General features: G+C 71.5%; 14 protein-coding genes. 6 read left to right on the top strand and 8 right to left on the bottom strand.

The window, feature by feature from the left end; genetic code table 11:
• Positions 1-305 precede the first annotated feature (305 nt).
• Positions 306-1,157 (bottom strand): AfsR/SARP family transcriptional regulator, encoded by an 852-nt coding sequence (locus tag E0H26_RS14265; protein WP_206025112.1) that lies wholly within the window; start codon positions 1,155-1,157, stop codon positions 306-308.
• Positions 1,158-1,327: 170 nt separating this feature from the next.
• On the opposite strand from E0H26_RS14265, the gene E0H26_RS14260 reads away from it, so the two are divergent.
• Positions 1,328-2,299, top strand: coding sequence for an NAD-dependent epimerase/dehydratase family protein (locus E0H26_RS14260; protein WP_206025110.1), 972 nt, complete (start codon positions 1,328-1,330; stop codon positions 2,297-2,299).
• 71 nt (positions 2,300-2,370) lie between these two features.
• Here the strand turns inward: E0H26_RS14260 and rfbH are convergent, their stop codons facing one another.
• The 4 genes from rfbH to E0H26_RS14240 all read right to left on the bottom strand — a co-directional run bounded on the left by rfbH (position 2,371) and on the right by E0H26_RS14240 (position 7,166).
• Positions 2,371-3,672 carry a lipopolysaccharide biosynthesis protein RfbH gene (gene rfbH / locus E0H26_RS14255; protein WP_131304091.1) on the bottom strand — a complete coding sequence of 434 codons (1,302 nt, stop codon included), beginning with the start codon at positions 3,670-3,672 and terminating at the stop codon, positions 2,371-2,373.
• Positions 3,673-3,790: 118 nt separating this feature from the next.
• Positions 3,791-4,408, bottom strand: a complete 618-nt coding sequence (locus E0H26_RS14250; protein ID WP_165521868.1) for a TIGR03086 family metal-binding protein — start codon at positions 4,406-4,408, stop codon at positions 3,791-3,793.
• 174 nt (positions 4,409-4,582) lie between these two features.
• Positions 4,583-5,605, bottom strand: coding sequence for an alcohol dehydrogenase catalytic domain-containing protein (locus E0H26_RS14245; RefSeq protein ID WP_131304089.1), 1,023 nt, complete (start codon positions 5,603-5,605; stop codon positions 4,583-4,585).
• A 151-nt stretch (positions 5,606-5,756) separates the two neighbouring features.
• Entirely contained in the window at positions 5,757-7,166 is a 1,410-nt protein-coding gene (locus E0H26_RS14240; RefSeq protein WP_131304088.1) for a nucleotide disphospho-sugar-binding domain-containing protein, read from the bottom strand.
• 376 nt (positions 7,167-7,542) lie between these two features.
• Between E0H26_RS14240 and E0H26_RS14235 the strand changes: the two genes are divergently transcribed.
• From E0H26_RS14235 to E0H26_RS14225, 3 genes are all read left to right on the top strand, one after another.
• Positions 7,543-8,760, top strand: a complete 1,218-nt coding sequence (locus E0H26_RS14235) for a cytochrome P450 (protein ID WP_420812843.1) — start codon at positions 7,543-7,545, stop codon at positions 8,758-8,760.
• A gap of 33 nt (positions 8,761-8,793) precedes the next feature.
• Complete coding sequence (locus E0H26_RS14230) at positions 8,794-9,909, top strand: abortive infection protein (RefSeq protein ID WP_131304087.1); 1,116 nt, start codon at positions 8,794-8,796, stop codon at positions 9,907-9,909.
• A 169-nt stretch (positions 9,910-10,078) separates the two neighbouring features.
• Complete coding sequence (locus E0H26_RS14225) at positions 10,079-12,250, top strand: molybdopterin oxidoreductase family protein (protein ID WP_131304086.1); 2,172 nt, start codon at positions 10,079-10,081, stop codon at positions 12,248-12,250.
• 156 nt (positions 12,251-12,406) lie between these two features.
• Here E0H26_RS14225 and E0H26_RS14220 read toward each other — a convergent pair whose 3' ends face one another.
• Positions 12,407-13,588 (bottom strand): acyltransferase family protein, encoded by a 1,182-nt coding sequence (locus tag E0H26_RS14220; RefSeq protein ID WP_165521867.1) that lies wholly within the window; start codon positions 13,586-13,588, stop codon positions 12,407-12,409.
• Between the two features lie 338 nt (positions 13,589-13,926).
• Here E0H26_RS14220 and E0H26_RS14215 point away from each other — a divergent pair, with 338 nt between their 5' ends.
• Together E0H26_RS14215 and E0H26_RS14210 are read left to right on the top strand one after the other, a co-directional pair.
• The gene (locus tag E0H26_RS14215) at positions 13,927-15,174 is read left to right on the top strand and encodes a cytochrome P450 (protein WP_131304084.1); all 1,248 of its coding nucleotides are present in this window, start codon (positions 13,927-13,929) and stop codon (positions 15,172-15,174) included.
• A gap of 61 nt (positions 15,175-15,235) precedes the next feature.
• Positions 15,236-16,456: a cytochrome P450 family protein gene (locus E0H26_RS14210; protein ID WP_131304083.1), complete on the top strand. Its 1,221-nt coding sequence runs from the start codon at positions 15,236-15,238 to the stop codon at positions 16,454-16,456.
• A gap of 63 nt (positions 16,457-16,519) precedes the next feature.
• Here E0H26_RS14210 and E0H26_RS14205 read toward each other — a convergent pair whose 3' ends face one another.
• On the bottom strand, positions 16,520-17,074 hold the full coding sequence (locus E0H26_RS14205) for a TIGR03086 family metal-binding protein (protein WP_165521866.1): 555 nt from the start codon (positions 17,072-17,074) through the stop codon (positions 16,520-16,522).
• 197 nt (positions 17,075-17,271) lie between these two features.
• Positions 17,272-18,657, bottom strand: a complete 1,386-nt coding sequence (locus tag E0H26_RS14200) for an aminotransferase family protein (protein WP_240742165.1) — start codon at positions 18,655-18,657, stop codon at positions 17,272-17,274.
• Between the last annotated feature and the right edge of the window lie 31 nt (positions 18,658-18,688).

Below are 18,688 nucleotides of genomic sequence, written 5' to 3'. Positions count from 1 at the left end.
GGCCGCAGCTTCAGCGACCCCGCTGCCGGACGCCCGTCCGGCCATGACAGGTCAGATCGCCCGGCGGAATCGGCCGGACGGCACGCGGCACCGGCGGGCGCAGCCGCCGAACACCGGGTACGGCTGTCGATCTCCCCGGTAGTGTGGTCTTCGCCTGGTCCGGGCGCTTCTTCGGCCGTGCGCAGCACCGTTGGCGCCGCACCGCTGCGCGCTCGCGAGCCGGCGTGGCACTCCCGCGAGCCGGCTCGGCACTGCGGCCACGGGCCGGTGTGACGGTGCTGCCGCCGCCGGTCCGAGGGCCCGGATCATGGCCGGCCGACGGGAGACGGCGGCGGACCGACCAGCGGCCGGCGTTCGGACCAGACGTCGATGTCACTGTCGGCGTTGAGGATCGCCTGGTGCAGGCGCTGCACCGGAGCGGCGGGTTCCAGCCCCAGTTCGGTGACCAGGTTCCCGCGTACCCGGTGGAAGACCTCCAGGGCCTGGGCCCGCCGACCGCTGAGGTGCAGCGCCCGCATGTACTGCGCGTGCAGGCCCTCGTGCAGCGGGTTCTCCACGATCACGGCGGCCAGCTCGGTCAGCACCTCGCGGTGCATGCCCAACCGCAGCTCCACGTCCACCAGGTATTCCAGGGTGACCAGTCGGGACTCCTCCAGCTGGCAGCGCCGTGCCTCCAGCAGCCGCCCCACGGGGAGATCCAGCAGGGCCCGGCCCCGCCACACCCGCAACGCCTCGGACAGGTGCCGTACGGCCGCGACGTCGTCCCCTTCGGCCAGTGCCGTCCGTCCACGCTGGGCCAGCAGCTCGTACCGGCGCAGGTCCAGGCTGGCCAGCCGGCCGTTGAGCAGGTAGCCGCCGGTGCGGGTGACCAGCAGCTCGTTGCTGATCTCGGCCACCGTACGGCCGGTCGCGGTGGCGAAGTGCTTGCGCAGGTTGAGCAGGTACGTCTGTACCGTGGTCGACGCGCTGGCCGGCGGTTCGTCCCCCCACAACTCGGTGGCCAGCGACGAGGCGGGCACCACCTGGTCGGCGTGCGCGATCAGCATGGCGAGCACGTTGCGCATCTTCGGCGCCGTCGGGGTCCAGGAGAACTCCCGCACCCGTACGGACATCGGCCCCAGCACGGCCATGTCGATGTCTTGCCCCGTAGCTTCCACGAGCGCCCCTGATCATCCGGCTTGAGCGGATCTCCATCGTCATCGGCGGCCCGTCGCGCGTGCATCTTCTACCGTGCCGGTCGCAACCCGGCGCATGATTGAGTCAGGCTCGACCGGCTGTCGAGGCGACGCTGCTTACCTACCCGTGCCGCCGAGAGGGAGGCGTGGGAGTGACCGACGAGACGAACACCGATGGGCCGGTCCGCCCCGCGGCGGCGCCACGCCGGACCTCCGGCGAACGGACGGCCGGGTCCCGGATCGCCGTGCTGGGGGCGACCGGTTGCGTCGGGCGCGCGGTCTGCGCCGCGTACGCCCGGCATGGCGCCCAGGTCCTCCAGGTCGGCCGGACGCCACCACCCGGCTGTCGCGATTTCCTTGCCCTGGACCTCGCCGCCACCGCTCCCGCCGAGCTGACCCGGATCCTCGCCGACGCGGGCGTGGACACGGTGGTCAACGCCGCCGGAGGTTGGGCCCGCAGCGAGGAGTTGAACCGCGCCCACGTGGAACTCGTCCACCGGCTCGTCGCCGCCGTCGGCGCGATGCCGAGCCGGCCCCGCCTGGTGCATTTGGGCTCGGTGCACGAGTACGGCCCGATCGCCGAGGGCACCAGCGTCCACGAGACCGCCGAGGTGCACCCGGACAGCACGTACGGCCGGGTGAAGCTGGCCGGTAGCCGCATCGTGCTCCAGGCCGCCCAGGCCGGTTCGGTGGATGCGGTGGTGCTGCGGGCGGTGAACGTCTACGGCCCGTACACCAATCCGGCCAGCTTCCTGGGGATGCTGCGCGACCGGCTGCGACAGGCCGGCCCGCCGGAGTTGACGGTGACCGTCGCGCCGGCCCGGCGCGACTTCGTCGACGCCCGGGACCTGGCCGAGGCCGTGGTGTTGGCGGGCCGGGCGCCGGTCACCGGCCAGGTGATCAACATCGGCCGTGGCGTCGCCGAGGACATCCGGAAGCTGGTCCGGATGCTGCTGGAGACCGCCGGCCGGCGGCCGGACGCGGTGGCCCTGGTCGACGCGCCGGTGACCAGCAACGGGGGCGCGTGGACCCGGGCCGATATCGGCCGGGCCCGGCGGCTGCTGGGCTGGCGGCCGCGCGCCGGCGTCCAGGAGTCGATCACGGCGCTGTGGGAGCAGGGCTGACGCCGACCCGGTCGGCCGGGCGATGATCGGTACCGAGGTCGACGACAGGGCACTCGGCTGGACCGGGGCGGTCAGTGCCGGCCGGTCACGAAGGTACGGATGGTGTCGATCACGAAATCGGCCATCTCCAGCGTGATGCCGGGGTACACGCCGATCCAGAAGGTGTGCTCGGTGACGAAGTCCGAATTGGTCAGGTCACCGACGATCCGGCAGGGCACGCCCTGGTAGGCCGGGTGCCGGGTGAGGTTGCCGGCGAAGAGTCGCCGGGTGCCGATCTTGCGGTCCTCCAGGCGTGCCACCAGTTCCTGGCGGGTGAACGGCGCCTCGGGGCGGACACTGATCGGGAAGCCGAACCAGCTGGGGTCGCTGTCCGGGGTCGCCTGCGGCATCAGCAGGCCGGGCAGGTCCGCCAGCCCGTCGTACAGGCGGCGGAAGTTGCGGCGCCGGCTCTCCACGAACTCGGGCAGCCGGCGCAGCTGGCTGAGCACGAGGGCGGCCTGGGTGTCGGTGGCCTTGAGGTTGTAGCCGACGTGTGAGTACACGTACTTGTGGTCGTAACCGGCGGGCAGCGTGCCCAGCTGGTAGTCGAACCGCTTGAGACAGGTGTTGTCGGTGCCCGGCTCGCACCAGCAGTCGCGGCCCCAGTCGCGCAGCGACTCGACGATCCGGGCCAGCTCCAGGCTGTTGGTCAGCACGCAGCCCCCCTCACCGGCGGTGAGGTGGTGTGCCGGGTAGAAGCTGACCGTGGTGAGATCGCCGAAGGTGCCGGTGAGCTGACCACGGTAGGTCGAACCGACCGCGTCGCAGTTGTCCTCCACGAGGAACAGTTCGTGCTCGGTGGCCAGGTCCGCGATCTCCGCGACCGGGAACGGGTTGCCGAGGGTGTGCGCGATCATGATGGCCCGGGTGCGTGGCGAGATCGCCTCGGCGACCCGTTCCGCGGTGGTGTTGTAGGTGCCCAGATCCACGTCGACGAAGACCGGCACCAGGCCGTTCTGGAGGATCGGGTTGACCGTGGTCGGGAACCCGGCGGCCACCGTGATCACCTCGTCGCCCGGCTGGAGCCGTGCCTCACCCAGCTTCGGGGAGGTCAGCGCGGTCAGCGCGAGCAGGTTCGCCGACGAGCCCGAGTTGACCAGGTGCGCCTTGCGCAGCTTGTAGTAGGCGGCGAAGGCGCGCTCGAAGCGCCGGGCGCTGACTCCTGCGGCGATCCGCATGTCCAGCGCGGCCTCCACGAAGGCCGCCCGGTCGTCCTCGTCGAGCACCGCGCCCGAGGACAGGATCGGCGTGACCCCGGGTACGAAGTCCCCCGGCTCCTGTTCCCGGTGGAACTTGCGGGTCTGTTCGAGTATCAACGCCTTGAGCGATGTCATCTCGCGCCCCCTCGGCTCAGCTTGCTAAGCCCATGGTCGAGGGCGCCGGTCGAGGACGCGTCGAGGAACGGTGGAGGCACCGCCGGCCGGGCGTTGTCCCGGCCGGCGGTGCGGCCCGTCAGGCCCGGCGCCCCAGGTAGGCGAGCAGCTTCGTCTGCTCGTCCGCACCGGGCGGGGATTCGAGCGCGGGGCCGCTGACCATCCGGCTGCGCACCACCTCTTCGCCGACCATCCGCAGCGCTTCCCACGCCTTGTCGATGTCGACCTGGTCGATCCGTTCGTCCTGCCCGGTGGCCCGGGCCAGATCCCAGCCGTGCACGACCAGCTCGGTGCAGACCGCACTGTCGATCGCCTCGGCGAAGGTACGCAGGCCGAACCGCCCGTCGAACTCCGCGCGGGCCTGCTCGGGGTCGTTCAGGCTGGCCTCGATCTGGTCCCGTACCCGTACGAACGCCTTGTACGGGTCGACGTCGACGCCCGGCCCGGACGGGACGGGCAAGCCGACCATGTTGAGGTGGATCTCGCTCATCTCCACCACGTGCGCGACGAGGGCGCGCACGTCCCACTCGGTGCAGGGCGTCGGCCCCGACCAGTCGTTTGCGCCGACTGCGGCGACCCGGTCGGCGAACTGCGCACCGAGCCGGGCGAACCGGTCGGCGACGGCCTGCTCCTGCGCCGTGAGTCCGGTACCGCTGGGCGCCGGACCGGACCTGGGTCCAGGCTTCACCGTTGACATAACCGCTCTCCTGCCACTCGACATCAGCTGGCCCCGGCGTACGCCTGTCCTGGCGGCACCGGGGCCCTACCTGTACGACGAGCGGCCAGCGGGAAAGTCATCGCCGCGCGACCCGGCTCGGCGTGTCGCGCACGGCGCTGGCCTGCGGCGACACCCCGCCGCGAGAGAGGGGCGTCAGTACTCCACGACCGCCCGGAACCGCACCTCGCCCTTGGCGACCCGGTCGACGGCCTCGGCCACCCGGTGCGCCGGGAAGGTCTCCACCCAGGGGGTCACCCGACCTGCGGCGACCAGATCCAGCGCCTCCTTCAGCAGGTGGGGGCCGTTGTGCGTGGCACCGATGATCTGCTGGCCGAGGGCGAAGAACGGGTAGGTCATGGCGGACGGGATGGTGAACGGTTCGGCCCCGTCGATGCCGGCCAGCACCATCCGTCCCTGCACGCGCAGGCCGGGCAGGCAGGCCGCCGCCGCCCGGTGTGACGGGGCGGTGAGGATGACCACGTCGGCGCCACCGACGGCGCGCAACTGCTCGGCGTCGGTGACCACGTGGTCGGCACCGAGTCGGCGGGCCGAATCGACCTTGTCGACCGAGCTGGTGACCGCGATCGTCTCGTGCCCGGACGCCTTGGCGTACTGCACGGCCAGGTGGCCGAGGCCACCGATGCCGATGACCGCGACCCGGTCGTGCGGGCGCGGCTGCGCCGCGCGCAACGCCGACCAGGCGGTGTACCCGGCGCACATCACCGGGGCGGCCAGTTCCCAGTCCAGCCCGTCGGGCAGGAGCACGGTCGACTCGGCGGCCGCCACCAGATATTCGGCGTGTCCGCCGGGGGCGGTGAACCCGGTGGTCGTCGGCGCCGGGCAGCACATCGCCGTCTGACCGGTCACCGGCAGGCCCTGCACGCAGTAGTCGCACCGCCCGCAGCCGGCCCGTACCCAGGTCACCCCCACCCGGTCGCCGGGCTGGCGGCTGGTCACCCCGGCACCCACCTCGACCACCTCGCCGACCGGCTCGTGTCCGGTGACGGCCGGATCGATCGCCGGGAAGGGCAGCAGCCCCCGGGTGGCCAGTACGTCGTTGACGCAGACCCCGCAGGCCCGCACCCGGACGAGCACCTCGCCGGGGCCTGGCGAAGGGGTCGTCACCTCCCGCAACTCCCAGGCGACATCGACGCCCGGGACCACCGCCGCTCTCATCACCAACCACCACCCGTCCTGTGCACGACTCGGAAGAGGACCGCCCGCAGTGCGGGGCGGGCGGCGCGGACGCAACCCGCCGCGTCCGCGCCGCCCCTGCATGCTCGCCCCGCGCCGACCGGCGCTACATCCTCCGGATTGCCGCACCGCCTCAGGACCGGCGGGCCGCCAGTTCCTCCAGGGTGGGGACGATCTCGTTGGGGCTGGGCATCGACTGCCAGATGTCACGGACCGTGCTCGCCCCGGTCCGGAAGGCCGGCTCGGTGAGCACCCGCGACAGCTGCGCCCGCAGCTCCTCGACGGACTGCTTCTGGTGGTCCAGCCGCACCCCGGCGCCCTGCTCGGTGACATAGCTGGCGCAGGGGGTGGCCAGCAGGTTCTTCTCCGGATGCAGCCAGCCGGCCGCCTCCTCGGCCGTGTCCTCGTTCTGCACCCCGAACTCGCGGCCGGCCCGGTAGGTGCCGCTGTCCGCGGCGGCCGGCGCGGCGGTCGCCGGGCGGAACAGCAGCGAGTCCTCGGTGTCGCAGACCAGCTGCGGGATGCCCGCGGCGACGGCGGAGCTGAACGTGCCCATCCCGCCGTGGTGCACCAGGGCGTCGCAGGTGGGCAGCAGTTGGGTCAGCGGCACCCATTCGATCGCCCGGACGTTGTCCGGCAGGGTGTCCACGGCGGCCAGTTGCAGCGGGCTGAGCGTCGCCACCACCTCGACGTCGAGGCCGGCCAGCGCGTCGAGCAGCTTGGGGGTACGACCCCAGTCCCCGGCGACGTAGCGGCGGGTCGACTCGCCCAGTGACAGCGCGATCCGGGGTCGGCCCTGCGGCCGGCGGTGCAGCCAGCGCGGGAAGGCCGCCGCACCGGTGTACGGGATCTTGCGCACCGGCACCTTCACCGTGGCGGTGGGCAGGCTGAGCCCCTTGGGCAGTGGGTCGATGGTGAACTGCCCGATCAGCAGTTCGTCGTCGACACTCACCCCGTAGCGGTCGGCCAGCGGACGGACCAGGTCCGCCAGCGGGTCGGTGGCCAGCCCGGCGGCGCGGACCGCGGTGCGGTGCTCGGCCAGCCGCTCCTGGCTGTACGCGAAGTAGTCGAGGTTGCTGCCGAGCAGCCGGCCGTGCGCCGCGCCGCAGGCCCGAGCCGCCACCGCGCCGGCCGGGAAGACCAGATCCCACAGGACCAGGTCCGGGCGCCAGGCGCGGGCGAACTCGACCAGGTCCGGGGCGTCCGGCAGGTCGGCCCGGACGTAGTCCGAGGCCGGGTTGAGGTTCCACTGGTAGAAGGCGATCCAGTGCTCGACCTCCTCCGGGCTCAGGCCCATGGCCTGCGCGTACGCGATGACCTGCTCGGGCGCCGGTGGCTGCCGGGCGTCCTCGCGCAGGCGCGGCTCCGGCGATCCCGCGTCACCGAGCGCGACCGGAACCAGCCCGGTGCTGGCGATGGTGTCGGCGAAGCCGGCATGCGACGCCACCCGGACGTCGTGCCCGGCGGTCTGCAACGCCCAGGCGTACGGCACCACGGGGTACAGATGCGCCAGGGCGGGATACACGGTGATCAGCACACGCATGGGTCCTCCTCGATCACGCGGAATGGCAGGGGTTCCGGCGTCCGAGGGGCGCAGACGTGCGGGGACGGTGGCCGCCGGAAGTTGGCGCGGGACGACGGGGCGGCCGGCCTGGCGCGACGCCGGGTCGGCTCGCTGGCCAGTCTGCCGACCGCGCGGCGCAGCGGCTTCTTCTGCGGTGCGCAGGCCGATCATCGCCGGACGCGGTGACCTGGACCGGCACCCGACCGGCGAGCGCGCAGGCACGGTGGTGGGCAATCAGGAAGATGCCGGCGCCCGGCGCCCGGTTGGACGATGGGCGCCCGACGACATCGGATCCTGCGGGCGGCGTGCGTGTCCGTCACGCGCGCGGCGGCCCGTGGTGAGTGAGGGGTGACCCATGGCGATGCCCGAAGCCGCCGTCCCACCGGACTTCCCGATTCCCCGGGAGTGCCCGTACCGGCCGTCGGCCCGACACGTCGGCCTGCGGGCGGACAGCCCGATGACCAAGGTCAAGCTCTACAACGGTCGGACCGCCTGGCTGGTCACCGGTGCGGCGCAGGCCCGTGCCGTGCTCTCCGACTACCGCCGGGTGTCCATCCGCCCGTACCACGGCAACTATCCGCTGCTGAACGAGGAGTTCGAGAAGGTCGTCGACAGCGGCTACGCGGACGTGTTGTTCGGGGTGGACCCGCCGGAGCACACCCGCCAGCGCTCCATGATCATGCCGAGTTTCACGTTGCGTCGTACCGCGCTGCTGCGCGACGCCGTCCAGCGCATCGTCGACGAGAAGCTCGACGACATGATGCGGCACGGCGCACCGGCGGACCTGGTCAGCATGTTCGCCCAGCCGGTGCCGTCGATGGTGATGAGCACCGTGCTCGGCGTGCCGTACGACGAGCACGAGGACTTCGAGACGCCCGCGCACAAGCTCTTCGTGCCGGAACTGGCCGAGGAGGCCACCACGGAGTTGGGCGAGTACCTGGACCGGTTGATCCAGAAGAAGGAGAACGACCCGGGCGCCGGTGCCGTCGGCCTGCTCGACGACCTGATCGCCAACCACCTGCACACCGGCGAGCTGACCCGCTCGGAGCTGGTGCACATCGCCATGGCGATGCTGGTGGCCGGCACCGACACCACCACCAACGTGATCTCGCTGGGCACCATGGCGCTGCTGGACAACCCCGAGCAGTGGGAGGCGCTGCGGGCGGACCCGGACATCGTGCCCGCCGCGGTCGAGGAGATCCTGCGGTACGTCTCCCTGGTGGAGGCGTTCGCCCGGGTGGCGGTGGAGGACATCGACCTGGGCGACGGCAACGTCATCCGCAGCGGCGAGGGAATCCTGATCAGCTGCGCCGGAGTCAACTTCGACCCGGCGCAGGTTCCGGAACCGGATCGGTTCGACATTCTCCGGCCGGCCAAGCCCAGCTTCTCCTTCAGCCACGGCATCCACCGGTGTCCCGGCGACAACCTGGCCCGGCTGGAACTGGAGATCGCCTTCCGGACGCTGGTCGAGCGGATGCCGAACCTGCGCGCGGCCGCGGACCTGGACAAGCTGCCCAGCAACAACAACGACGGCACCCTGCAACGGCTGTACGAGTTGCCCGTGACGTGGTGACCGGCGCCGACGGCGACGAGGAGAAGGAGCAGCATGGCACAGCCCCGCACCGACCAGGCCGGCGGCGCGACCGGCGCGGTCCTGGAGTACCGCGGTGTCGCGTACGACACCGGGACGAACTTCGCCACCGGTCAGGGCGAGCTTTCCCGCATGTCCTGGAGCAGGCGACAGATGCTGGAGGAGCTGAGCCTGATCAGCGACCAGCTCAACTGCAACTCCATCACCATCTACGGCAGTGACCTGGGTCGGTTGCGGGACACCGCCGAGGCCGCCGTCGAGCGGGACCTGCACGTACGGTTGCAGCCCCGGCTGGCGGACCGGCCGCAGGAGGAGGTGCTGGACCATCTCGCCGAGGCGGCCCGGCTCGCCGAGTCGCTGCGCCGGCAGCAGGCCCGCATCGACCTGACCGTCGGCGCGGTGCACCTGCTGTTCACCCCCGGCATCGCCGAGGGCGGGCAGTACCACGAACGGATGGCCAACGCGTACGCCGACGCGGATCACCAGCTGCTCCGGCCGACCGGCCGGATCGACTTCGCCGAGACCGCGCCCCGGCTCAACGACTTCCTGGCGAGGGCCAACGGGGTGGCCCGGCAGTTGTTCTCCGGGCCGGTCAGCTACTCGGCGGCACCGTTCGAGCAGGTCGACTGGTCGCTGTTCGACCGGATCGCGCTGATGTGGCAGTACCTGCCGACGTACCACACGCCGCAGCAGCACCAGGCGGTGCTCGACGGTTACCGCAGCTGGAACCTGCCCATCCAGGTCGCCGAGTTCGGCACCGCCACCTACCAGGGTGCCGAGGAGAAGGCGTTCTTCTTCTGGGACGTGGTGGACCGGTCCGGGCCGACCCCGCTGGTGTTCGACGGTGTGGTGCGGGACGAGGGCCGCCAGGCCGCGTACCACCTGCGGATGTTCGAGCTGTTCGAGCAGGCCGGGGTGAACGGGGTCTGGGTCTCGGAGTTCATCCACCCGACCCACCCGCACTCCGAGGATCCCCACCTGGACCTGGACACGGCGAGCATGGCGATCGTCAAGACGATCCGGGACGACTTCGCCGACACCGCCTCCACCTACCGGCTGGAGCCCAAGGAGTCCTTCCACGCCATCGCCGACCACTACGCGCACCTCGGTTTCCAGGCGGCCCGTCGCTGAGCGTCCGGGCCGGTCTGCCGTACCGGTCCGGCAGCACGTCAGTACCGCCCGCCGCCGTCCGGCGCCACGGCCGGGGAGCCCTCGCCGGTTCCCCGGCCGACACGCGGGAGGGGTCACCGGCCCTTCCCGCGTCACCGTCGGCGGCCGGGCCCGACCCTTCAGGAGCACCATGCGAACCGCCCACCGGACCTGTCCGATCTGCGATGCCGTCTGCGGCCTGCGACTCACCCTCGACGACCACGACCGGGTCACCTCCGTCCGCGGTGACCCCGACGACCCGTTCAGCGGCGGGTACGTCTGCCCGAAGGGCGCCAGCCTCGGTCGGCTGGACGAGGATCCGGACCGGCTGCGGACGCCGATGGTCCGCGACGGTGACCAGTGGCGCGAGGTGAGCTGGGCGGAGGCGTTCCGCCGGGTCGACGAGGGCCTGTCCCGGGTGGTCGCCGAGCACGGCCGGGAGGCGCTGGCCGTCTACTTCGGCAACCCGACGTACCACACGATGGCGGGCTTCATGTACCGCGAGCCGCTGACCCAGGCGCTGGGCAGCCGCAACGTCTTCTCGGCCAGCACGATCGACCAGATTCCCAAGCACGTCTCGACCGGGTACATGTTCGGTGACCCGTTCGCCATCGCGGTGCCCGACGTGGACCGGACCGACCATCTGTTGATCATCGGTGCGAACCCGCTGGAGTCGCATGGCTCGCTCTGTGCGGCGCCGGACTTCGCCAGCCGGCTGCGGGCGTTGCGGGCCCGGGGTGGCCGGGTGGTGGTGGTCGACCCACGGCGTACCCGCACCGCCGAGTTCGCCGACGAGCATCTGCCGGTCCGCCCCGGCACCGACCCGCTGCTGCTGTTCGGGGTCGTGCACACCCTCTTCGCCGAGGGACTGACCCGCGTCGCACTGGAGGTGGACGGCCTCGACGAGCTGCGGACGTTGGCCGAGGAGTTCAGCCCCGAGGCGGTGGCGCCGATCTGCGCGGTGGCGCCGGAGGACATCCGCCGATTGGCCCGGGACCTGGCCGCCGCGCCCACCGCCGCCGTCTACACCCGGGTCGGCACGTCCACCGTGGAGTTCGGCACCCTGGCCCAGTGGCTGGTCGACGTGGTGAACATCCTCACCGGAAACTTCGACCGGCCCGGTGGGGTGATGTTCACCCGGACCGCCGCGCTGGAGGTCTTCCGCACCGGGCAACCGTTCAGCACGGGTCGCTGGCACAGCCGGGTCCGCAAGCTGCCGGAGGTGCTCGGGGAGATTCCGGTGGCGACCCTCGCCGACGAGATCGAGACCCCGGGTGAGGGTCAGGTGCGGGCGTTCGTCTGCATCGCCGGCAACCTGGTGCTCTCGGCGCCGAACGGGCCCCGGCTGGATCGAGCCCTGCCCGGCCTGGACTTCATGGTCGCCGTCGACCCGTACCTCAACGAGACCACCCGGCACGCGGACGTCATCCTGCCGCCGCCCCGGATCCTCCAGATGCCGCACTACGACTTCCTGCTGCTGATCGTGACGGTACGCAACTACACCCGGTTCTCGCCGCAGATCCTGCCGCTGGCGCCGGGCCAGCCGTCCGAGGCCGAGATCATGGCCCGGCTGCTGCTGATCATCACCGGTCAGGGCGCCGACGCCGATCCGTCCCTGGTCGACGAGGCGATCCTGGACGCGGTGCTGCGGGGCGGGGTGTCGATGCCGGGTTCACCGCTGGCCGGCGCGGACGTGGCGCAGCTGCGTGCCGAGCTGACCGGCGACAGCGGGCCGGAGCTGATGCTCGACGCGATGCTGCGGCTCGGCCCGTACGACCTGTCGTTGGAGAAGCTGCGGGCCAACCCGCACGGCATCGACCTGGGCCCGTTGGAGCCTCGGCTGCCGGAGTTGCTGCGTACGCCGTCGGGGCGGGTCGCGCTCGCCCCGCCGCAGGTGACCGCGGACGTGGCCCGGCTGCGGTCCCGGTTCGCCGGGCCGCCGCCGGAGTTCCTGCTCGTGGGTCGCCGCCAGTTGCGGTCCAACAACAGCTGGCTGCACAACACCCCGACGCTGACCGGTGGCAGCAACCGGTGCACCCTGCACGTCAACCCGGCCGACATCGCTCGGCTCGGGCTCGGTGAGCGGGCGCTCGTCCGGTCCGCCGCCGGCGAGGTGGTGGTGCCGGTGGAGGCGAACGACACGGTGATGGCCGGTGTGGTGAGCCTGCCGCACGGCTGGGGCCATCAGCGCACGGGTCAACAGTTGGCCGCCCGCGATCCGGGGGTCAACGCCAACGCCCTCACCGACGAGACGATCGTCGACGTGCTGTCCGGCAACGCCGTGTTCAGTGGGGTCCCGGTGACGGTCGCCCCGGCTAACTGATCATCGTGGCGTGACTGCGCCCCCACCCGACCCGGGTGGGGGCGCATTCGGTGCTGCCGCCCCGGCGGGAGGCCGCGGACAGCACGATTCCCGGTGGGCGGCGACGCTGCCACCCACCGGGAAGTCGTGCACCGGCCGGCCGGGCCGGCGGCGGGATCAGCGGGGTACGACCGAGTCCGGCACCCGCCGGCCGTACGCCCAGCGCCGCATCGCGGGCTTCTCCACCAGGGCGTACAGCGCCCAGGAGACGAGCACGCAGACGAGGTACACCCCGACGAGGAAGGCGATGCCGGTGAAGGTGCCGAACTGGTACGGCTGGTATGCCGCCCGCACGCCGAGCTGCCCGTTGACCGCCGCGTGCAGCAGGAACAGCACGTGCACGTGGACCAGGAAGAAGGCGTACGAGATCTCGCCGAGCCAGACCATCGGCCGGTTGTTCAGCAACGACGGGCGGCCCTTGACGTCACTCGCGGCGGCGGCGGTGATCAGCAGCGACATGGGAATGAGCAGCGCCGACTGGTAGCCGTCCATCAGGTTCAGCGGAATGGTGGCCACGTAGACGGCCACCAGCAGCAGTACCGGCCAGACCGTGCGCAGCCCGATCCACCGCCCGGAGAGCAGAATCCGGGCCATCACCATGCCGACCAGGAACTCGAACAGCCGGGCCGGCGGGAAGAAGTAGACGAACCACTGTTCGGTCCAGGTGAGCGTGGTCGACATCGGGGTCAGCGGCCCGTCCGGCAGTGCCGCCCGGGCGATCACCGGCAGCAGCATCGCACCGGCGGTGAACAGCCCGGCGGACAGCCACAGCCGCTGCGGCCGGATCCGGTTCACCAGCGGCAGCAGCACCGGGAAGAGGGCGTAGAACAGCAACTCGACCGAGAGCGACCAGGTGACGCCGTTGACCGCGAACAGGTGGTAGTTCGGATCGGGCAGGAAGCCCTGGATGAGCGGCAGGCTGGCCAGCGTCGGCCCGAGCATGACGGGCAGGCCGGCGATCAGCATCAGCGCCAGCACCCCGAGATACACCACCACGTGATTCGGGAAGATCTTGAAAAAGCGGCGGCGGAAGAACGCCCCCGTGCTGTCGCTCGATCGGGCCGACCAGGTGAGCACGAAACCACTGAGGACGAAGAAGAACGCCACGCCGACCGACCCGGCGTTGTGCGCGACGATGCCGTACACCTCGTTGACGTTGCTGTCGCGGAACATCGGAAAAATCAGCCCGTGTCCGATGAATACCAGACTCGCGGCGATGATGCGCAGTGCGGTCAGCGAGGGAAGTCTCGTCGGAACCGATGTGGTGGCCTTTGTTGCCGCCCCGTCTATCGCTGTCATTGTCGCGGCCGTCCTTTCCGGGCGCCGGGCTATATGTAGGTGCATGCGATTGCCGTTCGCGTTGCCGGCAATCTAGCAACGCGAATCCCCCATCAGTTCTCTGGAATTGCGCATTCTCGCGGTCGCGCTCCGGCCCTCGATGACCCGCTGCGCCGCCAGCGCAATCGGGAGGATGCGCTGGCCAGGCGGGGGAGGCGACCGTTGACGGCGTCGTGTCAGCAGTGCCACCGGCCGCGTACGACGGGGTGTCGCGTGGGCGTCGCCACCGGACGGGCGCGCGGCGGCGCAGCGCCCGTCCTGCGGGACGACGGTTCCGCTTTTCCGTTCGAGGGGTGGCCATGGCCGTGCCAACGAAGACCACATCGGAGCCGGGTTCGTCGGAGTTGCCCAGCTACCCGATCCCCCGGGAGTGCCCATACCGCCCATCGCCACAGACCGGCCGGCTGCGTGAGCCCGGACCGATCTCGAAGGTACGGCTCTACGACGGCAAGGTCGCCTGGTTCGTCACCGGCCCCACCGAGGCGCGGGCCCTGCTCGCCGACAAGCGGGTCTCCAACCGATCGGACTTCCCGAACTACCCGGTGATGGACGAGCGCCACACCCGGATGCGGGCCACCCGGGAGATGGCCAAGGAGGAGGAGGGCGGCTTCGCGGGCGCCCTGTTCGGGGTGGACCCGCCCGAGCACACCCGGCAGCGGCAGATGCTGGTGCCGCGGTTCACCGTACGGCGGGTGGCGGTGTTGCGCCCGGAGATCGAGCGCATCGTCGAGGAGTGCCTGGACGAGTTGGTCGACGAGGGCGCCCCCGGTGACCTGGTGTCCACCTTCTCCACCCCGGTGCCGACCCGGGTGGTCTGCGCCTACCTCGGCGTGCCGTACGCCGACCGGGCCATCTTCGAGCCGCTGGCCCGCGACCTGTTCGAGCCGGAACGGGCCGACGCGGCGATGGAGTGGCTGACCACGTACCTGACCGACCTGGTCGAGGCGCGGCGCAAGCAGCCGGCCACCGGACTGATCGACGACCTGATCGCCAGCCAGGTCGCCAAGGGCAACCTGACCATCAAGGAGCTGGTCTCCTTCGCGATGGCGATCCTCGTCGCCGGCACCATCACCACATCGAGCATCATCGGACTCGGCACGCTCGCCCTGCTGGAGCACCCCGACCAGTACCGCCGCCTGGTGGCCGACCCGGACCTGGTGCCCGGCGCGGTCGAGGAGATGCTCCGGTACATCTCCCTGGTCGAGCAGCTCGCCCGGGTGGCCACCGAGGACATCGAGATCGGCGGTCACGTGATCCGGGCCGGTGACGGCATCCTGGTCAGCTTCGCCGGCGCCAACCTCGACCCGAGCGTGACCAGTCACCCGGATCTGCTGGACGTCACCCGGCCGCCGTCGAACCACCTCGCCTTCAGCTACGGCATCCACCACTGCCTGGGCCACAACCTGGCCCGCCTGGAGCTGGACATCGCGTTCCGTGCCCTGGTCCGGCGGCTGCCCGACCTGCGGCTGGCGGTGCCGGCCGCGAGCCTGCCCACCTACCAGAGCGGAGACGTCCAGCGCCTGGCCTGTCTGCCCGTCCTGTGGTGAACGCGCCCGCCGGCCCCGCGCCGGCAACCTGCCCACCCCGCCGCAGTCCCCGAGGAGTCCGATGCACAACGTAGACGGCGCGGTCGCGCTGAGCCCCGAGGTGTTCGCCAACCCGCTGGCGCTGCTCACCCAGCTGGGCGAGCGGCGTCCGGTGCACCGGGTGACCCTGCCCGACGGCATGCCCTCCGTCCTGGTCACCGGCAACCGCGAGGCGCGGGAGGCGTTGTCCGATCCTCGGCTGGTACGCAGTGTCGAGGCCGCCGACCCGGAGCTGCACAAGTTCCATCCGTTGGCCAGTGACGACTACCCACTCTCCCGGCACATGCTCTTCGCCGACCCACCGGACCACGCCCGGCTGCGTCGGCTGGTGTCCAAGGCGTTCACCCGGCGCCGGGTGGAGCAGATGAAGCCGCGGATCCAGGAGATCACCGACCGGCTGCTCGACGCGGTGCACGACAAGGGGCAGGCGGATCTCGTCCGCGACCTGGCCCTGCCGCTGCCGATCGCAGTGATCAGCGAGATGCTCGGTGTGCCGTTCGAGGACCGCGACGAGTTCGAGCAGCACGCCGAGACGCTGACCGGGATCAACGCCTCGGCCAGTTTCGACGCCATCATCTCCGCCGGGGTCTGGTTCGACAGCTACCTCTCCGACCTGGTCGAGTTGCGGCGCAGGGAGCAGCGCGACGACCTGATCTCGGCCATGATCAACGCGCAGGAGCAGGGTGACCGGCTCACCGACCTGGAGCTGCGGTCCAACGCGCTGCTGCTGCTCAGCGCCGGTTTCGAGACCACGGTCAACCTGGTGGCCAACGGACTGCTGGCGTTGCTGCGACACCCGGAGGCCACCGCGTTGCTGCGCGCCGAGCCGGAGCTGATGCCCAACGCGGTCGACGAGCTGCTGCGCTACGACAGTCCGGTCTCCTGCGTGACCTACCACTTCGCCCGGGAGTCGCTGGAGATCGGCGGCTTCGAGATCCGTCCCGGTGAGCACGTGGTGATCGCCGCCGCGGCGGCCAACCACGACCCCGCCGTGTTCGACGAGCCGGGCCGGCTCGACCTGCGTCGGCCGAACCAGGGGCAGATTCTCAGCTTCAGCCACGGCATCCACTTCTGCCTCGGGGCGCCACTGGCCAAGCTGGAGGGTGAGGTGGCGTTCGAGACGGTGCTGCGTCGCCTCGACGGGCTCGCGTTGGCCGTACCGGCCGACGAGCTGACCTGGAAGGCCAGTTTCGTGCTGCACCGGCTGGAACGGCTGCCGGTGACCTTCACGCCCTCCACCTGAGCCACCGCCGCCGGCCGTGGCTGGCGGTGGTGGGTCCGACGGCCGCCGGCCCGGTTCCCCGGGTCAGCGGCCGTCGTCGTAGCGGCCCAGATAGGCCAGCAGGCGGGCCTGTTCGTCGGCGTCGGTCGGCGCCGGGACCGCCGGCCCGAAGCCGAACCGGACCTCCTCCTCGCCGACCAGTTCGATCGTCTGCCAGAGGTGTGCCACGTCGGCGGGGTCGATGCGGGCCCGCCAGCCGAGGGCGCGGGCCAGGTCCCAGTGGTGCACCACCAGCTCGACGCCGACGGCACGGTCGATGATCTCGGCGTACGTCCAGTCGCCCAGCCGCCCGCCGACCGGTACGGAGGCGATGGCGGGATCGGTGAGCCCACGGCACACCTCCCGCTGGATGGACTGCCATGCCGCGAGCGGGTCCCCGGTCACCGACGGGACGGCGGGCGCCGACGTGTCGACCCGTCCGAGGTGGATGGTGTTCATCTCGGCGACGTGGGCGGCCAGGTCCCGTACCGTCCAGTCGCCGCAGGGTGTCGGGGCGTCCCACCCGGTCTCCGGGACCGTGGCGACGGTCCGGGCGAAGGTGTCCGAGCGACGCAGGTAGCGCTGCACGACCTCGTCCATGCCGGCACTATAGGCCGGTCCGGCGGCCGGACCATCCACACACGCCGGCGCACGGTTCATGGGCGAACGCCGTTGCGGCGCAGTGGTGTCCGGCCCGCCCGCACTCGGCCGCCGCGCCGCGACGGCGGCGTCCGGTGCCGAACAGGCCGGTGTCCGGCAGCGGCCGTCGCCGCTGCCGGACACCGGGTGTGTGCCGGTCAACTGGGGTTGATCCGGCCGGCCTCCACGTCGAGCCGGGAGAGCACCTGCACGATCGCCGACGACGCCCGCTTGGCCTGCTGGTCGTCGAGGACCAGCGGCGGGGACAGCACCAGCGTCGGGCCGTAGTTGCGGGTGATGACGCGGTGCTGCTCGTACAGCTCGTCGGCGACGGCGAGGGCGAGATCCGGCGATACCGGCTCCCGCGTCTCGGGGTTGCTGACCAGCTCGATGCCGACGGTCGCACCCTCGACCCGGACCTCGCCCACGGCCGGCAGTGCCGCGGCCGGTGCCAGCCCGGCCCGCAGCCAGTCGCCGATCTCCAGCGACCGCTTGAGCAGCCCCTCGTTCTCCAGCAGGTCCAGGTTGGCCAGCGCCACCGCGCAGGCGGTGGGGTGACCGGAGTAGGTGTGGCCGTGGAAGAAGCTGGCGCTGCCCGCGGCCATCACGTCGGCCACCCGGTCGCGCATCAGCACCGCGCCGAGCGGCAGGTAGCCGCTGGTCAGGCCCTTCGCGGTGACGATGATGTCCGCGTCCATGCCGCGCTCGGCCGAGTCGAACCAGGCACCGGTACGACCGAACGCGGTGATCACCTCGTCGGCGATCAGCAGGATGCCGTACCCGGTGAGCAGCTCGCGCACCCGCGGCCAGTAGTCGGCGGGCGGGGCGATGACGCCGCCACCGCCGAGGATCGGCTCGCCGATCATCGCCGCGACGTTGTCCGGCCCCAGCCGCTCGATGGTCGCCTCCAGCTCCCGCAGCAGGAAGTCGGTCGGGTTCTCACCGCCGTACATCTCGCTGTGGTACGGGTACGGCGGGGTGACCTTCTCCACGTGCGGCAGGTTCGGCCCGACACCGACCTGCATGTCGGGGATGCCGGTCGCGGTACCACCGCCGAGGGTCGCGCCGTGGTACCCGAAGTGCCGGGCGATGATCCAGTTCCGTTCGGTCTGCCCACGCCGGTGGTGGAACAGCCGCGCCAGCTTGATGGCGGTGTCCACCCCCTCCGAGCCGCCGGAGGTGTAGAAGACCCGGTTGACGTCGCCGGGGGCCAGCGCCGCGAGCCGCTCGGCGAGCAGGGCGGACTTGTCGTTGCCGAACTCGAAAAAGCTGGTGAAGTGGGCCAGTTCGGTGATCTGTGCGGCGGCGGCCTCGGCCAACTCCCGGCGGCCGTGGCCGACCTGGGCCACCCAGATGCCGCCGCCGAGCATGTCGAGCAGTTCCCGGCCCTCGGTGTCCCACACCGTGGAGCCGATGCCCCGGACGATCATCCGGCGGAACGGCCGCTGGTCGCGCTGGTGCGAGTGCAGGACGTAGCGCTTGTCCAGCTCCCCCACATCGGCGCCGGACACGGCGCGCCCGGCCCTGGTCGTAGAAATCGTCACGTGACCACTCCCTCGTTGCAGACGATTCGGG

This window comes from Micromonospora zingiberis (genome assembly GCF_004331455.1).
GTDB lineage: Bacteria > Actinomycetota > Actinomycetes > Mycobacteriales > Micromonosporaceae > Micromonospora > Micromonospora zingiberis.
The sequence above is the reverse complement of the archived record's forward strand: the minus strand, read 5'-3'. Positions and strand labels throughout refer to the sequence as shown.